20 protein-coding genes are annotated in these 18,010 nt (G+C 42.6%); 2 read left to right on the forward strand and 18 right to left on the reverse strand.

Going from position 1 to position 18,010, the window contains the following annotated elements:
- Positions 1–2: 2 nt before the first annotated feature.
- The 5 genes from rsmB to gmk all read right to left on the reverse strand — a co-directional run bounded on the left by rsmB (position 3) and on the right by gmk (position 5,684).
- The gene (gene rsmB, locus OC529_RS00795) at positions 3–1,316 is read right to left on the reverse strand and encodes a 16S rRNA (cytosine(967)-C(5))-methyltransferase RsmB (protein ID WP_200832351.1); all 1,314 of its coding nucleotides are present in this window, start codon (positions 1,314–1,316) and stop codon (positions 3–5) included.
- Positions 1,309–2,244, reverse strand: a complete 936-nt coding sequence (fmt, locus tag OC529_RS00800; RefSeq protein WP_112443866.1) for a methionyl-tRNA formyltransferase — start codon at positions 2,242–2,244, stop codon at positions 1,309–1,311. The genes rsmB and fmt overlap by 8 nt, the downstream gene beginning before the upstream one ends.
- Positions 2,245–2,256: 12 nt before the next feature.
- Positions 2,257–4,653, reverse strand: coding sequence for a primosomal protein N' (locus tag OC529_RS00805; RefSeq protein WP_262081278.1), 2,397 nt, complete (start codon positions 4,651–4,653; stop codon positions 2,257–2,259).
- A 65-nt stretch (positions 4,654–4,718) separates the two neighbouring features.
- Positions 4,719–5,033, reverse strand: coding sequence for a DNA-directed RNA polymerase subunit omega (rpoZ, locus tag OC529_RS00810; RefSeq protein ID WP_000979235.1), 315 nt, complete (start codon positions 5,031–5,033; stop codon positions 4,719–4,721).
- Positions 5,034–5,057: 24 nt separating this feature from the next.
- Entirely contained in the window at positions 5,058–5,684 is a 627-nt protein-coding gene (gene gmk, locus OC529_RS00815) for a guanylate kinase (RefSeq protein WP_000775041.1), read from the reverse strand.
- Between the two features lie 245 nt (positions 5,685–5,929).
- Here gmk and OC529_RS00820 point away from each other — a divergent pair, with 245 nt between their 5' ends.
- Positions 5,930–6,742, forward strand: a complete 813-nt coding sequence (locus OC529_RS00820; protein WP_173233167.1) for a DUF4839 domain-containing protein — start codon at positions 5,930–5,932, stop codon at positions 6,740–6,742.
- Between the two features lie 70 nt (positions 6,743–6,812).
- Here the strand turns inward: OC529_RS00820 and OC529_RS00825 are convergent, their stop codons facing one another.
- The 13 genes from OC529_RS00825 to OC529_RS00885 all read right to left on the reverse strand — a co-directional run bounded on the left by OC529_RS00825 (position 6,813) and on the right by OC529_RS00885 (position 16,564).
- Positions 6,813–8,426 carry a ribonuclease Y gene (locus OC529_RS00825; RefSeq protein WP_049511849.1) on the reverse strand — a complete coding sequence of 538 codons (1,614 nt, stop codon included), beginning with the start codon at positions 8,424–8,426 and terminating at the stop codon, positions 6,813–6,815.
- Between the two features lie 202 nt (positions 8,427–8,628).
- Positions 8,629–8,883: a Txe/YoeB family addiction module toxin gene (locus OC529_RS00830; protein WP_218764346.1), complete on the reverse strand. Its 255-nt coding sequence runs from the start codon at positions 8,881–8,883 to the stop codon at positions 8,629–8,631.
- Between the two features lie 3 nt (positions 8,884–8,886).
- Positions 8,887–9,141 (reverse strand): type II toxin-antitoxin system Phd/YefM family antitoxin, encoded by a 255-nt coding sequence (locus tag OC529_RS00835; protein WP_218764345.1) that lies wholly within the window; start codon positions 9,139–9,141, stop codon positions 8,887–8,889.
- 131 nt (positions 9,142–9,272) lie between these two features.
- Positions 9,273–10,370, reverse strand: a complete 1,098-nt coding sequence (locus tag OC529_RS00840; RefSeq protein ID WP_112443863.1) for a nucleotidyltransferase — start codon at positions 10,368–10,370, stop codon at positions 9,273–9,275.
- Between the two features lie 9 nt (positions 10,371–10,379).
- Positions 10,380–11,120, reverse strand: coding sequence for a class I SAM-dependent DNA methyltransferase (locus OC529_RS00845; protein WP_306416186.1), 741 nt, complete (start codon positions 11,118–11,120; stop codon positions 10,380–10,382).
- A 108-nt stretch (positions 11,121–11,228) separates the two neighbouring features.
- Positions 11,229–11,582 (reverse strand): ribosome silencing factor, encoded by a 354-nt coding sequence (gene rsfS, locus OC529_RS00850; RefSeq protein WP_112443861.1) that lies wholly within the window; start codon positions 11,580–11,582, stop codon positions 11,229–11,231.
- A complete protein-coding gene (gene yqeK, locus OC529_RS00855; RefSeq protein WP_112443860.1) occupies positions 11,583–12,176 on the reverse strand; it encodes a bis(5'-nucleosyl)-tetraphosphatase (symmetrical) YqeK in 594 nt (197 codons plus the stop codon). It abuts the gene before it with no gap.
- On the reverse strand, positions 12,176–12,805 hold the full coding sequence (locus OC529_RS00860; protein WP_112443859.1) for a nicotinate-nucleotide adenylyltransferase: 630 nt from the start codon (positions 12,803–12,805) through the stop codon (positions 12,176–12,178). The genes yqeK and OC529_RS00860 overlap by 1 nt, the downstream gene beginning before the upstream one ends.
- Positions 12,806–12,857: 52 nt before the next feature.
- Positions 12,858–13,169 (reverse strand): ribosome assembly RNA-binding protein YhbY, encoded by a 312-nt coding sequence (gene yhbY / locus OC529_RS00865; protein ID WP_000060169.1) that lies wholly within the window; start codon positions 13,167–13,169, stop codon positions 12,858–12,860.
- Between the two features lie 212 nt (positions 13,170–13,381).
- The gene (gene yqeH, locus OC529_RS00870; RefSeq protein ID WP_112443858.1) at positions 13,382–14,488 is read right to left on the reverse strand and encodes a ribosome biogenesis GTPase YqeH; all 1,107 of its coding nucleotides are present in this window, start codon (positions 14,486–14,488) and stop codon (positions 13,382–13,384) included.
- Between the two features lie 2 nt (positions 14,489–14,490).
- Positions 14,491–15,018 carry a YqeG family HAD IIIA-type phosphatase gene (locus OC529_RS00875; protein ID WP_112443857.1) on the reverse strand — a complete coding sequence of 176 codons (528 nt, stop codon included), beginning with the start codon at positions 15,016–15,018 and terminating at the stop codon, positions 14,491–14,493.
- A 16-nt stretch (positions 15,019–15,034) separates the two neighbouring features.
- On the reverse strand, positions 15,035–15,940 hold the full coding sequence (locus tag OC529_RS00880; RefSeq protein WP_112443856.1) for a magnesium transporter CorA family protein: 906 nt from the start codon (positions 15,938–15,940) through the stop codon (positions 15,035–15,037).
- A 63-nt stretch (positions 15,941–16,003) separates the two neighbouring features.
- Complete coding sequence (locus OC529_RS00885; protein WP_172922536.1) at positions 16,004–16,564, reverse strand: mechanosensitive ion channel family protein; 561 nt, start codon at positions 16,562–16,564, stop codon at positions 16,004–16,006.
- 138 nt (positions 16,565–16,702) lie between these two features.
- On the opposite strand from OC529_RS00885, the gene sstT reads away from it, so the two are divergent.
- Positions 16,703–17,908, forward strand: coding sequence for a serine/threonine transporter SstT (sstT, locus tag OC529_RS00890; RefSeq protein WP_262081279.1), 1,206 nt, complete (start codon positions 16,703–16,705; stop codon positions 17,906–17,908).
- Positions 17,909–18,010 lie beyond the last annotated feature (102 nt).

The following is an 18,010-nucleotide window of genomic DNA, read 5'->3' on the forward strand; positions in this document are numbered from 1 at the left end:
TCCTAATTAGATATCTTGCGAAATTGACTGATAAAGAATCCATCACTTCCATACAATTCAGGTGTAATGAGGATACAGCCGTCTTTCATGATATCCTTACATTCATGTTCTAGTCTTACCTGCTCGAACTCAGGATGACTTTCTAAAAACGCCTCAACGACTTGAAAATTCTCCTCTGAGACAATAGTACAGGTACTATAAGTTATTATACCACCTTTGCCTAGTGTTTGACAAACACTACCTAATATTTCTAGCTGAATTTCCTTTAAGGACGCGAAATCTGCCGTTTCTTTATTGTATTTGATATCTGGTTTTCGGCGTAAAAGACCGATTCCTGAACAGGGAGCATCCACTAAAATCTTATCAAAGGAATTTTGACTAAAAAACTCATGCACCTTTCTGGCATCTAATTTTTGCGTTTGAACCCGATCTGCAACTCCCAGACGTTGGGCATTTTCTTGGATTAAGTCCAACTTATGGTCATATAAATCCAGAGCAGTAACCTGACCTGTCGTAAGATAAGAGGCTATATGGGCTGTTTTCCCACCCGGAGCCGCACAGGCATCAAGCACTCGCTCATCACCTTGTAAATCAAGCGTCGGAGCAACCAGCTGACTAGACTCGTCTTGAATGGTAATAGCTCCCTCCGCAAACAAATCATGGCCTGCAAAATGCCCTTGCTCCTTAACCAGACCAGTGGTTGCTAAAAGGGAATTATTCGCCTCCAACAAGGCTTGGATTTCCTCTTTTCTGCTTAAATCAGTCACACGAATACTGGCCTTGTTGCGCACCAAAAGACTTTCAAAAATAGATTGCGCTCGCTCTTCGCCGTATTCTTCTTTGAGCTTGGCAACTAGCCAAACTGGGAGAGAATAGGCAATGGAATCACGCTTGTTTTTTCGCTTGATGCTAGCAATATCTGGCCAGCCTTCACGCAAGATACGGCGAAGGAGGGCGTTGACCAATTTTTCACTGCCTTTTTTACGGATTTTGGCCAATTCCACTGCTTCGTTGACCACAGCATGATCTGGAATTTTGTCCAAATAGCGGAGCTGGTAGGCACTCATGAGAAGCAGGACATAAAGCCAGCTGTCTAACTGATCTCTGTCCTCGATAAAGTGGGATAGGTACCATTCCAGAGTCAGTTTACGGGCTACCGTTCCATAGACTAGCTCGGTCACCAAACCCTTGTCTGTTGCCGAAAGTTGACTTCCCTTTAGATGCTTATTTAGGGCAATATTTGAGTATGCTTGGTTGATAAAAACATCCTCTAGCACTGCTAGGGCTAAACTTCTAGCCGTTTCTACTTTAGTCACCAAATCGTTCTCCTACTGTCAATGTGCGTCCAACTCCATTGAGGAAGGAAGCAATATCCATCTTAGGCTTACCAGCTGGCTGCACTTGCTTGAGGGATAGAGCTCCTTCTGCCGTTGCGACAATCAATTCTTTCTTGCCGATAGAGAGGATTTCTCCTGGATTTCCCTGACCTTCTACTGGTAGAGCTTCATAAATCTTAAAGCGGTCGCCCTTAAGGAAAGTATGAGCAATAGGCCAGGGGTTCATGCCTCGGATTTGGTTAAAGAGTTGACGATTGCTTTTATTCCAATCCAACTTTTCTTCCTCGGGTTTGATATTTGGCGAGAAGGTAACCTGACTTGGATCCTGCGGTTCTGGTTTGATTTCCCCAGCAATGTAGGCAGGCAAAGTATCCAAAAGCAAATCGCGACCAACTAGCGCCAATTTCTCAAACAAGGTACCGACATTGTCCTCATCTGTGATCGGAATGCTACGACGAGAAATCATATCCCCTGCATCCATTTCCTTAACCATTTCCATAATGGTCACACCAGCTTCCTCATCCCCTTGAATCAAGGCATAATGGATAGGCGCACCACCACGGTGTTTTGGAAGAAGAGAAGCGTGAACGTTGACAGCAAAGTCCATACTATCAAGGAGCTTACTTGGGAGAAACTGCCCAAAAGCAGCAGTCACAATTCCATCTGCTCCTAGCTGCATAATAGTTTCCATCTCTGGACTTCCAGATAATTTTTCAGGTTGGTAGATAGGAAGTCCTGCCTCTTTGGCAGCTTGTTTAACTGGGGTTTCCTGAATCACTTTTTTACGACCAACAGCACGGTCTGGCTGGGTCACAACGGCTAGAATTTCGTAACGATCATCTGTCAAAAGCCCTTTTAAAACTGTTGCTGAAAAGTCGGGGGTCCCCATAAAGATTAATTTTGTCATATCTTCTCCTTCTTATAAAAATTGCTGTGGCTCATGGTCAATGCTGAGACGGAGCTCACTATTTTCCCGTTCTTGAGTCAGGGCCAGAACCTGATTTAGAGTCGGCCCCAGCTTATCTTCTAAACGGTATTTAATTAAAATCTGGTAATGATAGAGGTTGTGGGTACGAGCAATCGGTTTGGGCGTTGGCCCAAGGATGTTACTGATTTCAGACAGGCCTGAGCGCAAAATGTTCATAACTTCATAGGCACGTTTGACCACCTCTTCTTCTTTCTTGTGAGAAAGGGTAATGCCAATGGTGAAATAGTAAGGTGGATAACCAAGTTGCCGTCTGATTCCCATTTCATAAGCGTAAAAGCCTTCGTAGTCCTGGTCTTTTGCAAATCGAATAGCGTAGTGCTGCGGATTGTAAGACTGGATCAAAACCTGACCAGCTTTTTCAGCCCGACCTGCTCGACCTGCCACCTGAGTCAAGAGCTGGAAGGTTCTCTCAGAAGAACGGAAATCAGGCAGATTTAAGGCCGTATCCGCATTTAGAACTCCGACTAGAGTCACATTGGGAAAATCCAATCCCTTAGCAATCATCTGAGTTCCTAGTAAAATATCTGCTTCCCCTCGACCAAACTGGTCAAGCAGAGCTTGGTGACTGCCTTTCTTACGCGTTGTATCCACATCCATGCGCAAAATACGGGCCTGCGGAAAGAGTTCTGCTAGCTCGTCATAAGCCTTCTGAGTTCCCGTCCCGTAGTAACGAATGCTACGGCTCTTACAGTTAGGACAGGCTTGAGGAATGTCTTTCGAAAAAGCACAATAATGGCAGTTCATGGTCTTGGTATCCATGTGCAATGTTAGAGAAATATCACAGTTGGGACAAGTATCCACCGTCCCACACTCCCGACACATGACAAAGCTAGAATAACCACGGCGATTGAGCATGAGAACCACCTGCTCTTTTTTAGCCAGACGGTCTTGGATGGCTTCTAGCAAGGGAGGTGTAAAGTTTGACGTCTCATTTTGTCCGATATAGTCTCGAAAGTCAATCACTTGAACCTCAGGGATTGTAGCCAAAGGATTGGCCCGTTGGGTCAGACGTAAGTGTTGATAGACGCCTTTGCCAGCTCGCGCACGGCTTTCCAGACTTGGTGTTGCAGACCCAAGGACCAAGGCAGCTTGATTGTACTGGGCACGTAAAAGAGCCACATCTCTAGCATGGTAGCGGGGATTACTGTCTTGCTTATAAGTCGCTTCGTGCTCCTCATCGATAATCATAACACCTAGATTTTTCAGCGGAGCAAAGATGGCCGATCTGGCACCAACAACAACTTGAGCGTCTCCACGCTCGACCTTGCGCCATTCATCATACTTTTCACCATTGGATAAGCCTGAGTGAAGAATGGCCACTTTCTCACCAAAACGAGCAATAAAACGCTCCGTCATCTGTGGAGTCAAGGAAATCTCAGGCACTAACAAGATGGCTGTTTTCCCCTTATCCAAAGCTCCTTGGATTATTTGTAAGTAAACCTCGGTCTTCCCACTTCCTGTAATCCCTTGAAGGAGGAAGGGAGGCTGATGACTGCCAATAGCACTCACAACCGCATCACGCGCCTGTCTTTGCTCTGGATTCAATTCCAAAGGCTGACTTGCTTCAATGCCTTCAAAATAAGCAGCCGAGCGTTGAACTTCCTTTTGGACTATGGTCACAGCACCTTGTTCCACAAAGAAGTTGACTTGCTCCCGTGAATAGAACTCTAGCAAACTAGCCAAGGAAGCACTCTCAGGATGAGACAGTAAATAGTCTCTCAGTTCCAACTTTTTCTTAGCACGTGTAGAAATCTCTACATCTTCTAATTGAGCAAGATTCACCTCATACCAAGACTGGGTCTTGACCTTCTTTTGATCAATCGCCTGATATTCTAGACCAAGCAAGCCTTTTCTAGTCAAACGCATCATTTCAGCTTGCTTAGCTAAATCTAGAGAAGAAAAGGCTAGCGAATCTTCTGAACCAAACAAGCGCTCTCGGTCTTCCTGACTTAGGCCTGCCAGAGGATAGAGAATCTTGTCATAGCTGGAGTTCAGAAATCCTGGTAACATAGCCTTTAGGATAGAGATTTTGTAGGAGAAGACAGATTTGCGTAACTCCTCAGCCAGCCAGAGTTGTTCTTGCGTGAGAACAGGAGAAAAATCCAGTACCTCGGCAATATCTTTTAAATCTTGCTCAATCTCTTCTTCATCTGATTGGGATTCCAAACCAAGCACAATCCCTTGAATCAGGCGATTACCCTTACCAAAAGGCACATGAACCCGCATCCCAACTTCTAGCATTCCCTCAAATTCCTCAGGAATCCTATAACTATAGGGCTGGTCCGTCTGCATCAAGGGCACATCTACAATAATCTTGGCTATAGCCATCTTCTCACCTCCTCCTTGTCAGTACATTCTTGCAATAGAAAAAATAAGATTGAGTCCCCCCAACCTTAAATTTTTTCACCATCTTCTTTTTCTTTAGCAATTTGCTCTTTGATTTTCTTTTCTTCTTCTTCTTTGCGGCGTTTTTCTTCTTCGATACGGCGACGCACTGCTTCACGTTTTCCTTCTGGATCTGGGTGAATTGTAACGTTTCCTGATTCGATTTCTTCTAAAGCGCGAAGAGTTGATTTTTCAGACTTGAAACCTTGAGTTGCTGGCGCACCTGCTTCCAATTCGTGGGCACGCTTTGCTTCCAAGATTACGAGTGAATATTTTGAAGGAACCTTGTCAAGCAAGGTATCAATAGAGGGTTTTAACATCATTTGCTTGTACCTATTTTCTAAATTTTATCGGGTAGTTGGAGATTTCGGTAACATCTCCTGATAGTGACCAATGACACGATCCACACGGAAGTGCTCTGCTTCGATCACACGTTTGACACGCTCAGCAGCTAGGGGCACCTGATCGTTGACAATCGCATAATCATACTCACGCATAAGAGCAATTTCTTCCTTGGCTTTTTCGATTCGTTGGGCAATTACTTCTGCACTGTCTGTTCCACGTCCTACCAAACGATCTTGCAATTCATCCAAATCTGGTGGTGTTAGGAAGATAAAGACAGCATCTGGAACCTTTTTCTTGACCTGAAGAGCACCTTGAACTTCAATTTCAAGGAAAACATCGATTCCCTTGTCCAAGGTTTCATTGACATAGGTCAGAGGAGTTCCATAGTAGTTGCCGACATATTCTGCGTATTCCAACATCTGTCCTTGACGAATCAGCTCTTCAAACTCTTCACGAGTACGGAAGAAATAGTCAACACCGTCCACTTCTCCAGGACGTTGTGCACGTGTCGTCATCGATACAGAGTATTGAAATTGGTTTTCAGAACTCTCAAAAATCTCTCTTCTAACCGTTCCTTTTCCAACCCCTGAAGGACCAGAAAAAACGATTAGTAAGCCTCGGTCTGCCATTGTGTCTCCTTTTAGTCAGTCTGTGAAATAACATTTCTCTAGAATAATGGCAAAAGCCAGATTATCCTTTACAGTCTTTCTATCTAGTGTAACAAAAAAGCAGTAATTTTTCAACTGCTCTTTCTTATTTATTTAGCATAATCTATGATAATCTATGATTTATACAAGGTAGCCCCCTTAAAAAAGACTTGCCTTTTTATTCCATTTAAGAGATAATGAAACTACTAATATAAAAGGAGAGATTTATGCCAATTTATAAAGGAAAAAATATCGATGAAGCTATTGAAAATGGCTTGTATGAACTCAATCTCAAAAAAAATGAGGTTAAAATCAATATTATTGAAGAAGGAAATGCTGGAGTATTTGGTTTTTTTGAAAAAGAAGCTGAGGTTGAAATTACACCATTAAGCCCACTGGAATTAAAGGTAAAAAAACTAATTCCATATTTAATTGGTGTTGCTGTAATATTTATTATTCTTCTGTTGGTTCTATTTGGAGGAAACTCAGATAAGTCAACTTCTGTTCCTACTTCTACATCTACAGAAACTAGTTCCATTGTGGAAAAATCCGTCGAAAAAACAAATGAGGCATCATCTACATCACAAAGTTCTACATCTATTTCCTCTAGTTCAACTAGTACCTCATCAAGTTCTACCGAATACTCATCAACAAGTCCAGCTCAATCAGCTGTAATCACGACTGAAAATAATGAGGAATTTAAAGCACTATTGCAGACTGAAGATTCAAACACAATAATAGATTTTGTTAAAAAACATAAAAATCAAACTATTGAATTCGATGGAAATATTGCCTATCTATCCAAATTAAAATCAAAGTATGATGTTCTCATACATTCTGGAGATTATCATCCTGATGAAGCTTCAGGTCCTAATTTCAAAATTCCTCAAATTACTATAATATCAAACCCTATATTTAATTCATTTAATGGTGACGATATTAAGATAGGGCAGAATATACATATAAAAGCAAAAATCGGAAATTATAACTCTACTCAAGATTTAATCTATATATCCCCAATTGAGATTTCACCTCGATAATATAACGAATTATTTTCAAATAATTTATTCAAAAAAACTGAAGTCAGATTGCACTGACCTCAGTTTTTTATTATTTAGCATAATCTACTGCACGAAGCTCGCGAATCACGGTTACCTTGATATTTCCTGGGTAATCGAGATTGTTTTCAATTTTCTCACGAACTTTATGAGCCAAGATTGTGACTTTGTCGTCCTTGATTTGTCCTGGATTGACCATGATGCGGATTTCACGACCTGCTTGAAGGGCAAAGCTAGTTTGTACCCCTTCAAAGCCGTTAGCAATTTCTTCCAAATCATGAAGACGCTTGATGTAGCTTTCAAGAGACTCACTACGAGCACCTGGACGGGCTGCACTCAAGGCATCTGCCGCAGCAACGATCACTGCAATGACGCTTTCAGGTTCTACATCGCCGTGGTGACTAGCAATCGTATTCACTACAACTGGGTGTTCCTTGTACTTACGGGCCAATTCCATACCGATTTCAACGTGGCTACCTTCAACCTCGCGGTCAATGGCTTTCCCGATATCGTGAAGGAATCCAGCACGACGGGCAAGAGCCGCATTTTCACCAAGTTCGCTCGCCATGATACCAGCCAACTTAGCAACCTCAATCGAATGACGCAAGACATTTTGTCCATAAGAAGTACGGAACTGCAAACGTCCCATAATCTTCATCAAGTCTGGATGAAGGTTTGGCGCACCAATCTCATAGGCCGCTGCCTCACCGTATTCACGGATCTTATTGTCAATCTCTTGACGGTTTTTCTCAACCAACTCTTCGATACGAGCTGGGTGGATACGACCATCTTTGAGCAACATTTCCATAGTCATACGGGCAATCTCACGACGAATCGGGTCAAATCCTGACAAGGTTACCACTTCCGGTGTATCGTCGATAATGACATCAACCCCTGTCAAACTTTCAAAGGTACGAATGTTACGACCTTCACGACCAATAATGCGTCCCTTCATAGTATCGTCTGGCAGATGAACCGTTGAGTTTGTTGACTCCGCTACATATTCACCAGCGATACGTTGCATAGCTTGAACCAGGATGTCCTTGGCCATTTTGTCAGAACGTTCCTTAACCTCTTGCTCAGCTTCGCGAATACGGCTAGCAATCTCCTTGGTCAAGTTTTCCTCTGTCTGAGCCAAGATAATATCTCGTGCTTCTGCCTGAGACAGGGCACCAATACGCTCTAACTCTGCTTCTTTTTGTCTTTCGACTTCCTCTAATTGCTCTTCACGCGCATCAAGGTTTTTCGCTCTATCAGAAATACTTTGTTCTTTTTGTTCAAGTGTTTGTTCTTTACTCGTCAAATTGTCGTCCTTACGGTCGAGGCTAGTAGCTCTCTCTGTCAAACGACTTTCGATTTGTTTGAGTTCTTGACGTTCTGATTTGAATTCAGCGTCCACTTCTTCACGGTATTTTCTGGCTTCTTCTTTGGCCTCCAATAGTGCTTCTTTTTTAAGAGACTTGCTTTCACGCTTGGCTTCATTAACAAGTAAATCTGCTTCACGCTCAGCTTGTCCACGTAAATTAGTTGCTTCTTGTTCAGCATTTAAAAGCATCAACTCTGCAGCTTCCTGAGATGATTTCATCTTAGCTGAGATGCTGACATATCCAATGACTAAACCAATGATGACGGCAAAAACAGCAATCGCAAGCGACATGATTTCCATGTTTTTACCTCATTTTATTGTTATTCCGAATGACATACATTCTTTTACATTCTACCATAAAAAAGTGATTTTCACAAACCTAAAATAGAATATGTTTTGGGGAAATTGGAGTTTAATTACCTTTAATTTATTAGCGTAATCTCTATTTCTTAGAAATCCTAGTTTAGTAAAGATTTGAGAAAAAGCCTACTTCACAGTAGACTTAGTAATGATCTTTGAAAGACAAGAAAGCCACGCTATCCCCATCCATCATATAAATCAAGCGATTTTCTGCGTCGATACGACGTGACCAGGCTCCTTGGTAGTCATACTTGAGTGGTTCTGGCTTACCTATTTCTGTAAAGGGATCACGTTGAATATCCTTGATTAGTTTATTGATTCTTTTTAACGTTTTCTTGTCCTGAGTTTGCCAGTAGCAATAATCTGCCCAGGCATCTTCTGTAAACTTGAGCAGCATTTCTTACTCCTCAATAACATGGATCTGAGTACTTCCAGCACGGACTTGAGCCATTCCTCGCAAAACCTTATCTGATAACTCCTTATTTTGAGTGATTCTCAAGGTTTCCTGAATACTGTCCCATTCGCTCTTTGAAAGAACTACAATGTCCTCGTTTGGATTTTTATTGACCACCGTCAAAGGCTCAAATTCATCATTTACCTTTTTCATGTAGTCTTTTAAATGATTTCGGAATGTTGAGTAAAGAACTGCTTCCATAACCATACCTCGTTTTACCTCTTTTCCACTATTATACACGAAAAGAAAGAATTTGTCAGGAACTTGTACAAGATTTTCTTTTCTATCTATTTATTCGTAAAAAATCTCAAAAAGTCCACCTTTCAGTAGACTTAGTTTGTTTCTATTCTTATCGGCACTCTTCCAAAATTCTGGTCTGCTATACTTGGATTTCCTAGTTGGTAAATCTGGTCTGCTTTTTGGGTCATAGCATCCCAAGGTTCTCTGCCAATTCGGCTGACTAGATTGACCTGTCCCTTCAAGGACTTGAGGTGTTGCCTGCCTTTTTCAGTAAAGCCAAGGACATGAATGGATTCTGGCAAGTCATTTTCTCTAGCCTGCACCAAGATATAGGTCAAGAGGCGTCTGACACGCGCCTTGGTGTAGCGTTTGGTCGCAACCGCCTCGACCAATTCGTCAACAGACTGAGCTTTTTTGATAGCTTCCTTGATGCGCACTGCCATTTCTTGATTGACCTGATAGATAGTGGTTAGGTCTGGATTGGACAAGATTTGATAATGGAGCAAGGGAAAATAGTCTTCCCAGTTCACCTTACTGGCCTGCTCAAAAAGGGTAACAGAAGGCATAAAGCGTTCTAAGAAATCTTGGTCCTTCTGGTGCTGACGGAGGGCTGTTGCCGAGGCAAAGTCCACATCCTTGTCCACAGAATGATAACCTGCCCCCTGACGCTGAATTGGATGCAGTTTGATTTTACGTCCTGCAACTGCCTTGGCATAGGCCAGAGCAAGGACATGATTAGGCGTATTGCCTGAAAAATCAAGACCTGCAAATTCCTGCCACATGGCTTGGGTTTTCTGTGGATAGGAGAGGGCATCTGGCAGATTTTCCACAAATTTCTCCATCTCAGTAGCTTGCTCTGTGTATAAGTCAGCGATTTTCTGGTAATCCAGAACTTCCTCTGTCCCAAAAGCTAAAGTATCAATGCCCAACCGAGCCAAGATATCCACAGCTCCTTGACCGAAGAAATCCGCAGCCTGAACACTGACTAAAAAGGGCAATTCCACTACCAGATCCGCTCCATTTTCCAGTGCCATCTGGGCCCGTGTCCACTTGTCAACGATAGCAGGCTCTCCACGTTGCATGAAATTTCCAGACATGGCTACGATTTTCAGTCCCTCAGCCTGATCCAGCAGGTATTTATGCCCATTATGAAAAGGATTAAACTCCGCGATAATACCTGTGATGGTCATAGTGATCTCCTACTTCTGCGCGACAAAAAACCAACGGGTACTTGTCTCTGTCGGCTCCTTGTCCTCAAAGTCTGCATAGAGTTTGAAAGACTTAAATCCAGCCTGTTCCAGCAAAATATCATAGGTCAAGACTTCATAGGTCCGCTCCTCATGCACCTCATCGTGACGACTAAAGGAGCCGTCAGCCTCCTTGACAAAGAAAGTCAGCTCATGCACGATGGAGTGAGGCGCCGCGTCCTCATAGGTGTCCCAAAGCATAGCGAAATCTTCCGCATTTTCATGGTAGGAATAGCCTGGAAAAACCTCATCCGTCTGGTAAGTCGAATGCACATCAAAGATGAAAACTCCGTCTTCGTTGAGGGCATTATACACTTCCTTAAAGACGTCCCCTACTTCCACCTCATCCTGCATGTAGCAGATTGAGTCTGAGTAACACGTGACAAAGTCGTATTGACCTGCCTTAGACAAATCCAGCATATTGCCTTCCATAAAATCAATCTTTTGTTTGGCTGAAGAAGCTCTCTTCTCAGCAATCTTCAACATATCCGCACTCAAATCAAGCCCAGTCACATCAAAACCAGCTTGAGAAAAGCGAACAGACTGGATACCTGTTCCACAAGCCAATTCCAAGAGTTTCTTTCTCTCCTTAGTTTTTGGCAAATGACGCAGCGAAAAATCAGTCCATTTGTCGTATAAACTGTCATCCATGACCGCATCATAGACCGCCGCAAAAGTTTCATAAGTTGCCATAATCATGATACCAAGAGCCTACATGGCAAACACCACTCGCCCTCACCTTTCTATCCAATTTTCTAAAATAAGCAAAGAAACCCAGTTGACTACAACTAAGTTCATCTTCTAAGCAAGAGCTTCTGAAATATCTACTGAATTTGCCTCATGCCATAGTTTTTCTAGGTTATAGTGGGCACGCATTTCTTCTGAGAAGATATGCACAACGACAGCACCGAGGTCTAGCAAGACCCATCCCCCAGCTGCATCGCCTTCGATATGGCTGCCTTTAAAACCAGCTTCCGCTACTTTTTCACGGATATTGTCAGCGATAGCATCCAACTGACGGCTATTCATTGAACTAGTAATAACAAAGTAATCCGTCACGCTAGTCAAATCTTGTACATCAAGTGCGAGGATATCCTCCGCACGTTTCTCATCAGCCGCTTTCACGACTAGTTCTAGTAATTCTTTTTCGTTCATTTAGTCCTCTTTCAAATAGTACACAAAGGCGTTATAGGTTTCAAGAGTTTGGGGATAGATGGGGAATCCCTGATGAGCTAGATGCTCTACGGTACGAGATGTTTCATAGGCCACTGCCTTATCAAGCGATAGACTTGCAATCTCACGCGCCACATTTACTCCAGGAAAGGCTCGATTGTGCTCGATATAGTCTGCGACGTAGATGACCTTATCAAGATCTGTCATCTGACCAGCCCCAACTGTATGGATTTCAATGGCTCGTATAATTTCAGAATCATGCAAATCCAAGTCTTCTTGAATCTTGTAAATTCCGACCATACCATGCCAGACATTATTGCCCCAGTTTTTGAGGTCAGGGTCTAGCTGATAACGGTCAATCAAATCCAGAAATTCCTGATCTGACAACTTCTTAGCATAGTCATGAAGAAGGCCTGCTAGACCTGCTTTCTCGGTATCGACTCCAAATCGCTGAGCTAATTCCATAGCGGCACGCTCCACACCTAGACAATGGGTTAGACGTTTCTCAGGTAGAAGCTCTGCCATTTTTTCCAACAAAGCCTCACGAGAGCAGTTGATATGGTCTTGATAGGCCATCAGTAAAGCCCCTCCTTCTCGATATAGTCTAGCACTGGCTGAGGTAGGAGAAAGTTGGGTTTCCGTCCTTGGGCAAGGAAGTCACGCACCATGCTGGATGAGATATCCATGAGAGGTACATCCACCCAGATAACTGGATAGGAAGTCCCTGCCTTGTAGCGTGGGCGCTGAACTCCCACAAACTGAACCATATCTACCAGTTCATCAATTCGGTACCACTTGGGCAGATAGTCCACCATGTCGGCACCGATGATAAAATAATAATCTGTATCTGGATTCTTCTCAGTTAGAAGCTTCATGGTGTCGTAGGTGTAAGAAATGCCCTTGCGCTCCAACTCAATGGTTTCAATGGCTAGTCCTTCAATCCCCTCAATCGCCAACTCAAGCATCTTGAGACGATGGTGTTCAGGGATGGTTTCCTTTTTATCTACATGAGGAGGTTGGTATTCAGGCATGAGCAGAACCTGGTCCAATCCCAACTGCTGGCGTACTTGATCCGCAACAATAAGATGGGCATTGTGAACAGGGTTAAAATTCCCCCCTAAAATCCCAACTTGTTTGCGTTTTTTCTCCTTGATTTCTGGCTCCAACTCTATCTTAGTAAAGGGAGTCAATAATTCGATTGCCATAGGCTAGTCTCCTTTATTTCTCTGTAAAAAACAGTTGTTTGGAGTATGGGGGTCAAATTTCTTTGACTTTTTTAGAAATCTTGCGATTCTCTTTCTTGCTGGATTGTTTAAACAAAATCAAGATGCGTCCGATTTTTTGGACTGTATCCACACCGATTTCTTCTTCCAAAATTTCAGCTACTTCGTGGATATTTTCATCGGTGTTTTGCAAAAGAGTAACCTTGATCAATTCACGGGCATCAAGAGCCTGACGGACGCTGGTTTTGATTTGGTCGTTGAGTCCATTTTTCCCGATTTGGATGATGGGTTTGAGGGTGTGTGCCTGACTGTTGAGGAAGGCACGTTGTTTTGATGTTAATGACATAATTTTCTTCCTTGTTTTTTGATAGTTATTTTAGGTGGTGAGGGACGGTCGGAACTAATTTTCCAAAGATCTCATCTTTGAAAAATGGATTTCCTGACCTCACAATTGAGCCTTGGTCTCAATTATGCCCCTTGCCAATCTACAGATTGGCAAAACACCACGGCAATAACTATCTTTTTATGAGCTCACTTTGTTCGCTCAGTGATTTTGTTTTAAATTATTGCTTTTCGTGTGACGACGGCAACGCCTTCTGGTGCCCAGACGGCGACTTTGGCGGTGCCTGTTACGCGGATCCAGCCTAGGCCTGAGATGACTAGGTCTGTCTTTTCCTTGATATTAAAGACATGTTGGACCAATTTTGGAAAATCTTCTTTTTCCTTGCTATTTGGTGGTGTCAAAAGGCTTCCGACGTGCTTATCGTAAAAGGCACTAGCACCTTCTAACTTGGTACGATGGAGTTTTAATTCATTGTCAAAGAAGGCTGTGAAACCTTGCTTTTCTCCCGCAATGAAATCAAATCGTCCGAGACCACCTAGAAATAGGGTTTGTTCAGGATTGAGCTGATAGGTTTTAGGTTTGATTTCCTTTTTAGGGCTGACATACTTGAGGTTTTTAGCCGTCAAGTAGTGGGCCATCTGGTGACGGTGGATGATTCCCGGCGTATCGTAGATATAAGATCCGTCGTCAAGAGGAATCTCAATCTTGTCCAAGGTTGTCCCTGGGAAGCGTGAAGTCGTGATGACATTCTGGTTACCCGTGATTTCTTGGATGATGGCATTGATTAGAGTTGATTTTCCAACGTTTGTCACACCGACCACATAGACATCGCGGCCCTTACGGTAGTGTTCAATCTTGTCAATGACTTCCTTAATGGCATGTTTGTTTTGGGCTGAAGTTAGGACGACATCGACTGGACGAAGACCTTCTTCGTGGGCACGTTCCATGAGCCACTGGCTAATCTTGCCTGGTTTAACAGACTTGGGCAAGATATCTTTTTTATTTCCCACCAAGAGGACATCATTGCCCGATACAAAGCGTGGCAAGCCTGGGATGACAGAGCCATTAAAATCAAAGATATCAATGACATTGACCACTAAGGCATCGCTGTCTCCCACCTCGTGCAAGAGCTTGAGGAAATCATCGTCTGTCAACTGGACATCCGTGATTTCATTGTAATGACGGAGACGGAAACAGCGTTGGCAATAGACTTCGCCAATCTCCAAACCTTTTTCAAGTGCCGACTGGGGGGTAAAACCAAGACCAGACTTGTCTGTCGTCTGAATGGTTGCTCCACAACCAATACAGAGAATTTCTTCCATAGTTAAATTCCTTTTTTATATGTAATCGGTCCGTACTTTTCAGTGATTTTTCGCATGACACGACGCTCACGAGCTCGGTTAATCTGCGTTTTAATCGAGTCATGTTGGACCAAGGGTTTGACTAAAATCGAGCGAATGCCAGCACGGTGAGCTGCTCGTATATCTGTCATGAGCTGGTCGCCAACCATGACCACTTCACTTTTCTCATAGTGGAATTCCTTCATGGCACGGTCAATTCCAAATGTGAAGGGCTTCAGAGCCCAATAAACGTAATCAATCCCAAACTTCTCAACTGCACGTTGGACCCGTTTTTTGGTGTTATTTGATACCACAATGATGCGAATACCCACGTCCCGAAGGTCATGTAGCCATTGTTTCATCTCTGGCGTACCATCAGGATTGTTCCAAGCAATGAGAGTATTGTCCAAATCGACCAAAACAGCCTTGATTCCCTGCGCCTGCAGGCTTGGGACTGTCAGATCATAAACTGCTTCCACAGCAAAATCTGGCATGTAATTTTCAATCGCCATTCTGGCTCCTTCTCTTTTATTTTCTAGTAATTTTCTTCATCCATTGAGATAAGGCTGCCCATAAAATCAAGCTAGCCATTAAGATATAAATCCAAGCATTTGGCTCTTCTGTAAATGGTAGAGGAACATTCATTCCGAAGAAACCTGTAATAACCGCAAGTACTGCTAGTAAGACGGAGATAATAGTCAAAATTGACAAACTATCATTCAAGTTATTGTTTAGGATGTTGTTGTAAGAAGCTGAGAGTTGTTGCAAGACTTGAGAAATCAAGTCTGTCATAGACACCAACTGATGGGCTTCAATCATGGCATCATCAAACTGCTCTCGTTCGACATCATTAAATCTCCGATAAAGAGCATGGCCCTGGATATGTTCCAAGAGGAGTCGATTTTGTTTTGCTGCTGCTGTCAAGTAAACCATACCAGTCTCCAAGTCAGAGAGGGCGAAGAGATTTTTCTTTGTTGTAGTTTGACGTAGCAAGGCACTAATTTCGTCCTTACTTTTATCCATCTCTTCAATGACAGGATAATAAGCGTTACTGATAATCTCTAAACCAGAAAAGAGAAACTTGTAAATAGAAAGCGACTCATGGCTATCCAGATAAGCTGACATCTGATCAATGACATAAGCATTCTTATGGTTGCTGATGGTAATCATTCGTTGTTTTTCAACGATAAAGGTCATCGGAATCGCTTCATAATATTCTTTGTCTTTTTCTAAATCAAGAACATTATAAATAAAGGTTACCGTCTCCGTTTCACGGTTATAATCCATATGAGCTCGTTCATTTCTATCCAGAGCATACTCAATGGTTTCCTTGTCCAATCCATAGATGTCAGAAAGATCTTCCATATTTTTAATCTTATCCACATCAAGGTCTATCCAGGTACAACCATTGCCCAACTGCTTTTCTAAAACCATCTTTTCTCCTTTATTAAAATTAAACTCTTTCTATTGTACCACAAATTACTTAAAATAACAGGTCTAGTCTGTGCGTGAGAAATTGCTAACAACTGTGATATTTCGGTTAGGGACAAAGTGAAGGGCTTGCTCCTCACTACGAAGCTGGGTCGTACGAATTCCCACGCTGACGACCTTGCCCGATACAGTAATAGGACCATTTGTCAGAACGACCTCATCTCCCACATCCAGTTGACGTTCAAAGAGGATGAAAAAGCCATTAATGACATCAGACAGAAAACCTTGGGCTCCCATCCCAATGGCCACCCCAGCAATCCCAGCTCCAGCCAACAAACTAGATACAGGTAAGCCTAAAATCGACAAAATGCAGTAAAGTAAAAAGAAATATAGCGTATAATTAAACACATTTTCTAGTAAACGCGCAATAGTCTTTTGGCGCCCGACATCATGATGAGACATTTTTAGAGAAGGTTTGACAATTCTCTGAACCATAGTATGAAGCATTTTTTTAGCAATATAAAATACAATCAAAAGCAGTAAAAGAGAAATGACCTTGGTTAGAATATTCTCGATAATGGTTGTCACATCTAGCTTTTCAATATAAGCTTGAATAAATTTTTGCATATAAAACTCCTTTATTTCATTATACCATATTTTCATCAGTCTCATTCTCCATAAATATTCAAAAAATAGACAGAAAATTCTTGATTTTGTCTATCATTTATACTATAATCATAATCACTACATAAAAAGGAGATTATTATGAAAAGAATCATTCATGCTTGGAATAAGGCAAGCCTTGTCAAGCGTATCTTGATTGGTATGCTTTGTGGGGGAATCCTAGGACTGACCCTTCCTAATCTCTCAGGAATTGGTCTACTCGGGGATTTATTCGTCGGAGGTCTAAAAGCTGTTGCTCCTATCCTAGTCTTTGCCCTCGTTGCCAATGCCCTTTCCCAACATCAAAAGGGGCAAGATAGCAATATGAAAACTGTTATTTTCTTGTATATCCTAGGGACTTTCGCTGCTGCTCTTATCGCTGTACTAGCAAGTTTCATCGTACCTGTTGAAATTACCCTAAATAGTGCCAATACTGAAATTGCACCACCAGATGGGATTGGGCAGGTCCTCAGCAACCTCTTGCTCAAACTGGTTGACAATCCAGTCAATGCCCTCATTACTGCCAACTACATCGGTATCCTATCTTGGGCAGTTGTTTTCGGGATTGCCATGAGAGAAGCCAGTAAAAATAGTAAAGAATTACTAAAAACTATCGCTGACGTGACTTCTAAAATTGTCGAATGGATCATTAACCTAGCCCCATTTGGTATCCTTGGTCTTGTTTTTAAAACCATTTCTGACAAGGGAATCGGAAGCCTTGCCAACTACGGTATTTTATTGGTTCTATTAGTAACGACTATGCTTTTTGTTGCCCTTGTGGTCAACCCTTTGATTGCCTTCTTCTTTATGAGACGCAATCCTTACCCTCTAGTTTGGAACTGCCTTCGTGTCAGCGGTGTGACAGCCTTTTTCACTCGTAGTTCTGCGGCTAACATTCCTGTCAACATGAAACTCTGCCATGACCTTGGACTCAACCCAGATACCTATTCTGTTTCTATCCCACTTGGTTCTACTATCAACATGGCAGGGGCAGCGATTACCATTAACGTTTTGACCCTTGCTGCAGTTAATACTCTTGGAATCCCTGTTGACTTTGCGACAGCCTTTGTCCTCAGTGTAGTAGCAGCTATCTCAGCCTGTGGTGCTTCAGGTATTGCCGGAGGTTCCCTCCTTCTTATCCCAGTTGCTTGTAGTCTTTTCGGTATTTCTAACGATATTGCCATGCAAGTTGTCGGAGTTGGTTTTGTGATTGGGGTCATCCAAGACTCATGTGAAACAGCCCTTAACTCTTCTACAGATGTCCTCTTTACCGCCGTTGCCGAATACGCAGCAGCCCGTAAAAAATAACTCATAAAGGCAAGCCTGCTCAGGTTTTGTCTTTTGCTCTTTTATTCTAACTTATACTCTTCGAAAATCAAATTCAAACCACGTCAGCTTCGCCTTGCCGTA

Source organism: Streptococcus sp. Marseille-Q5855 (genome assembly GCF_946901985.1).
Taxonomy (GTDB): domain Bacteria; phylum Bacillota; class Bacilli; order Lactobacillales; family Streptococcaceae; genus Streptococcus.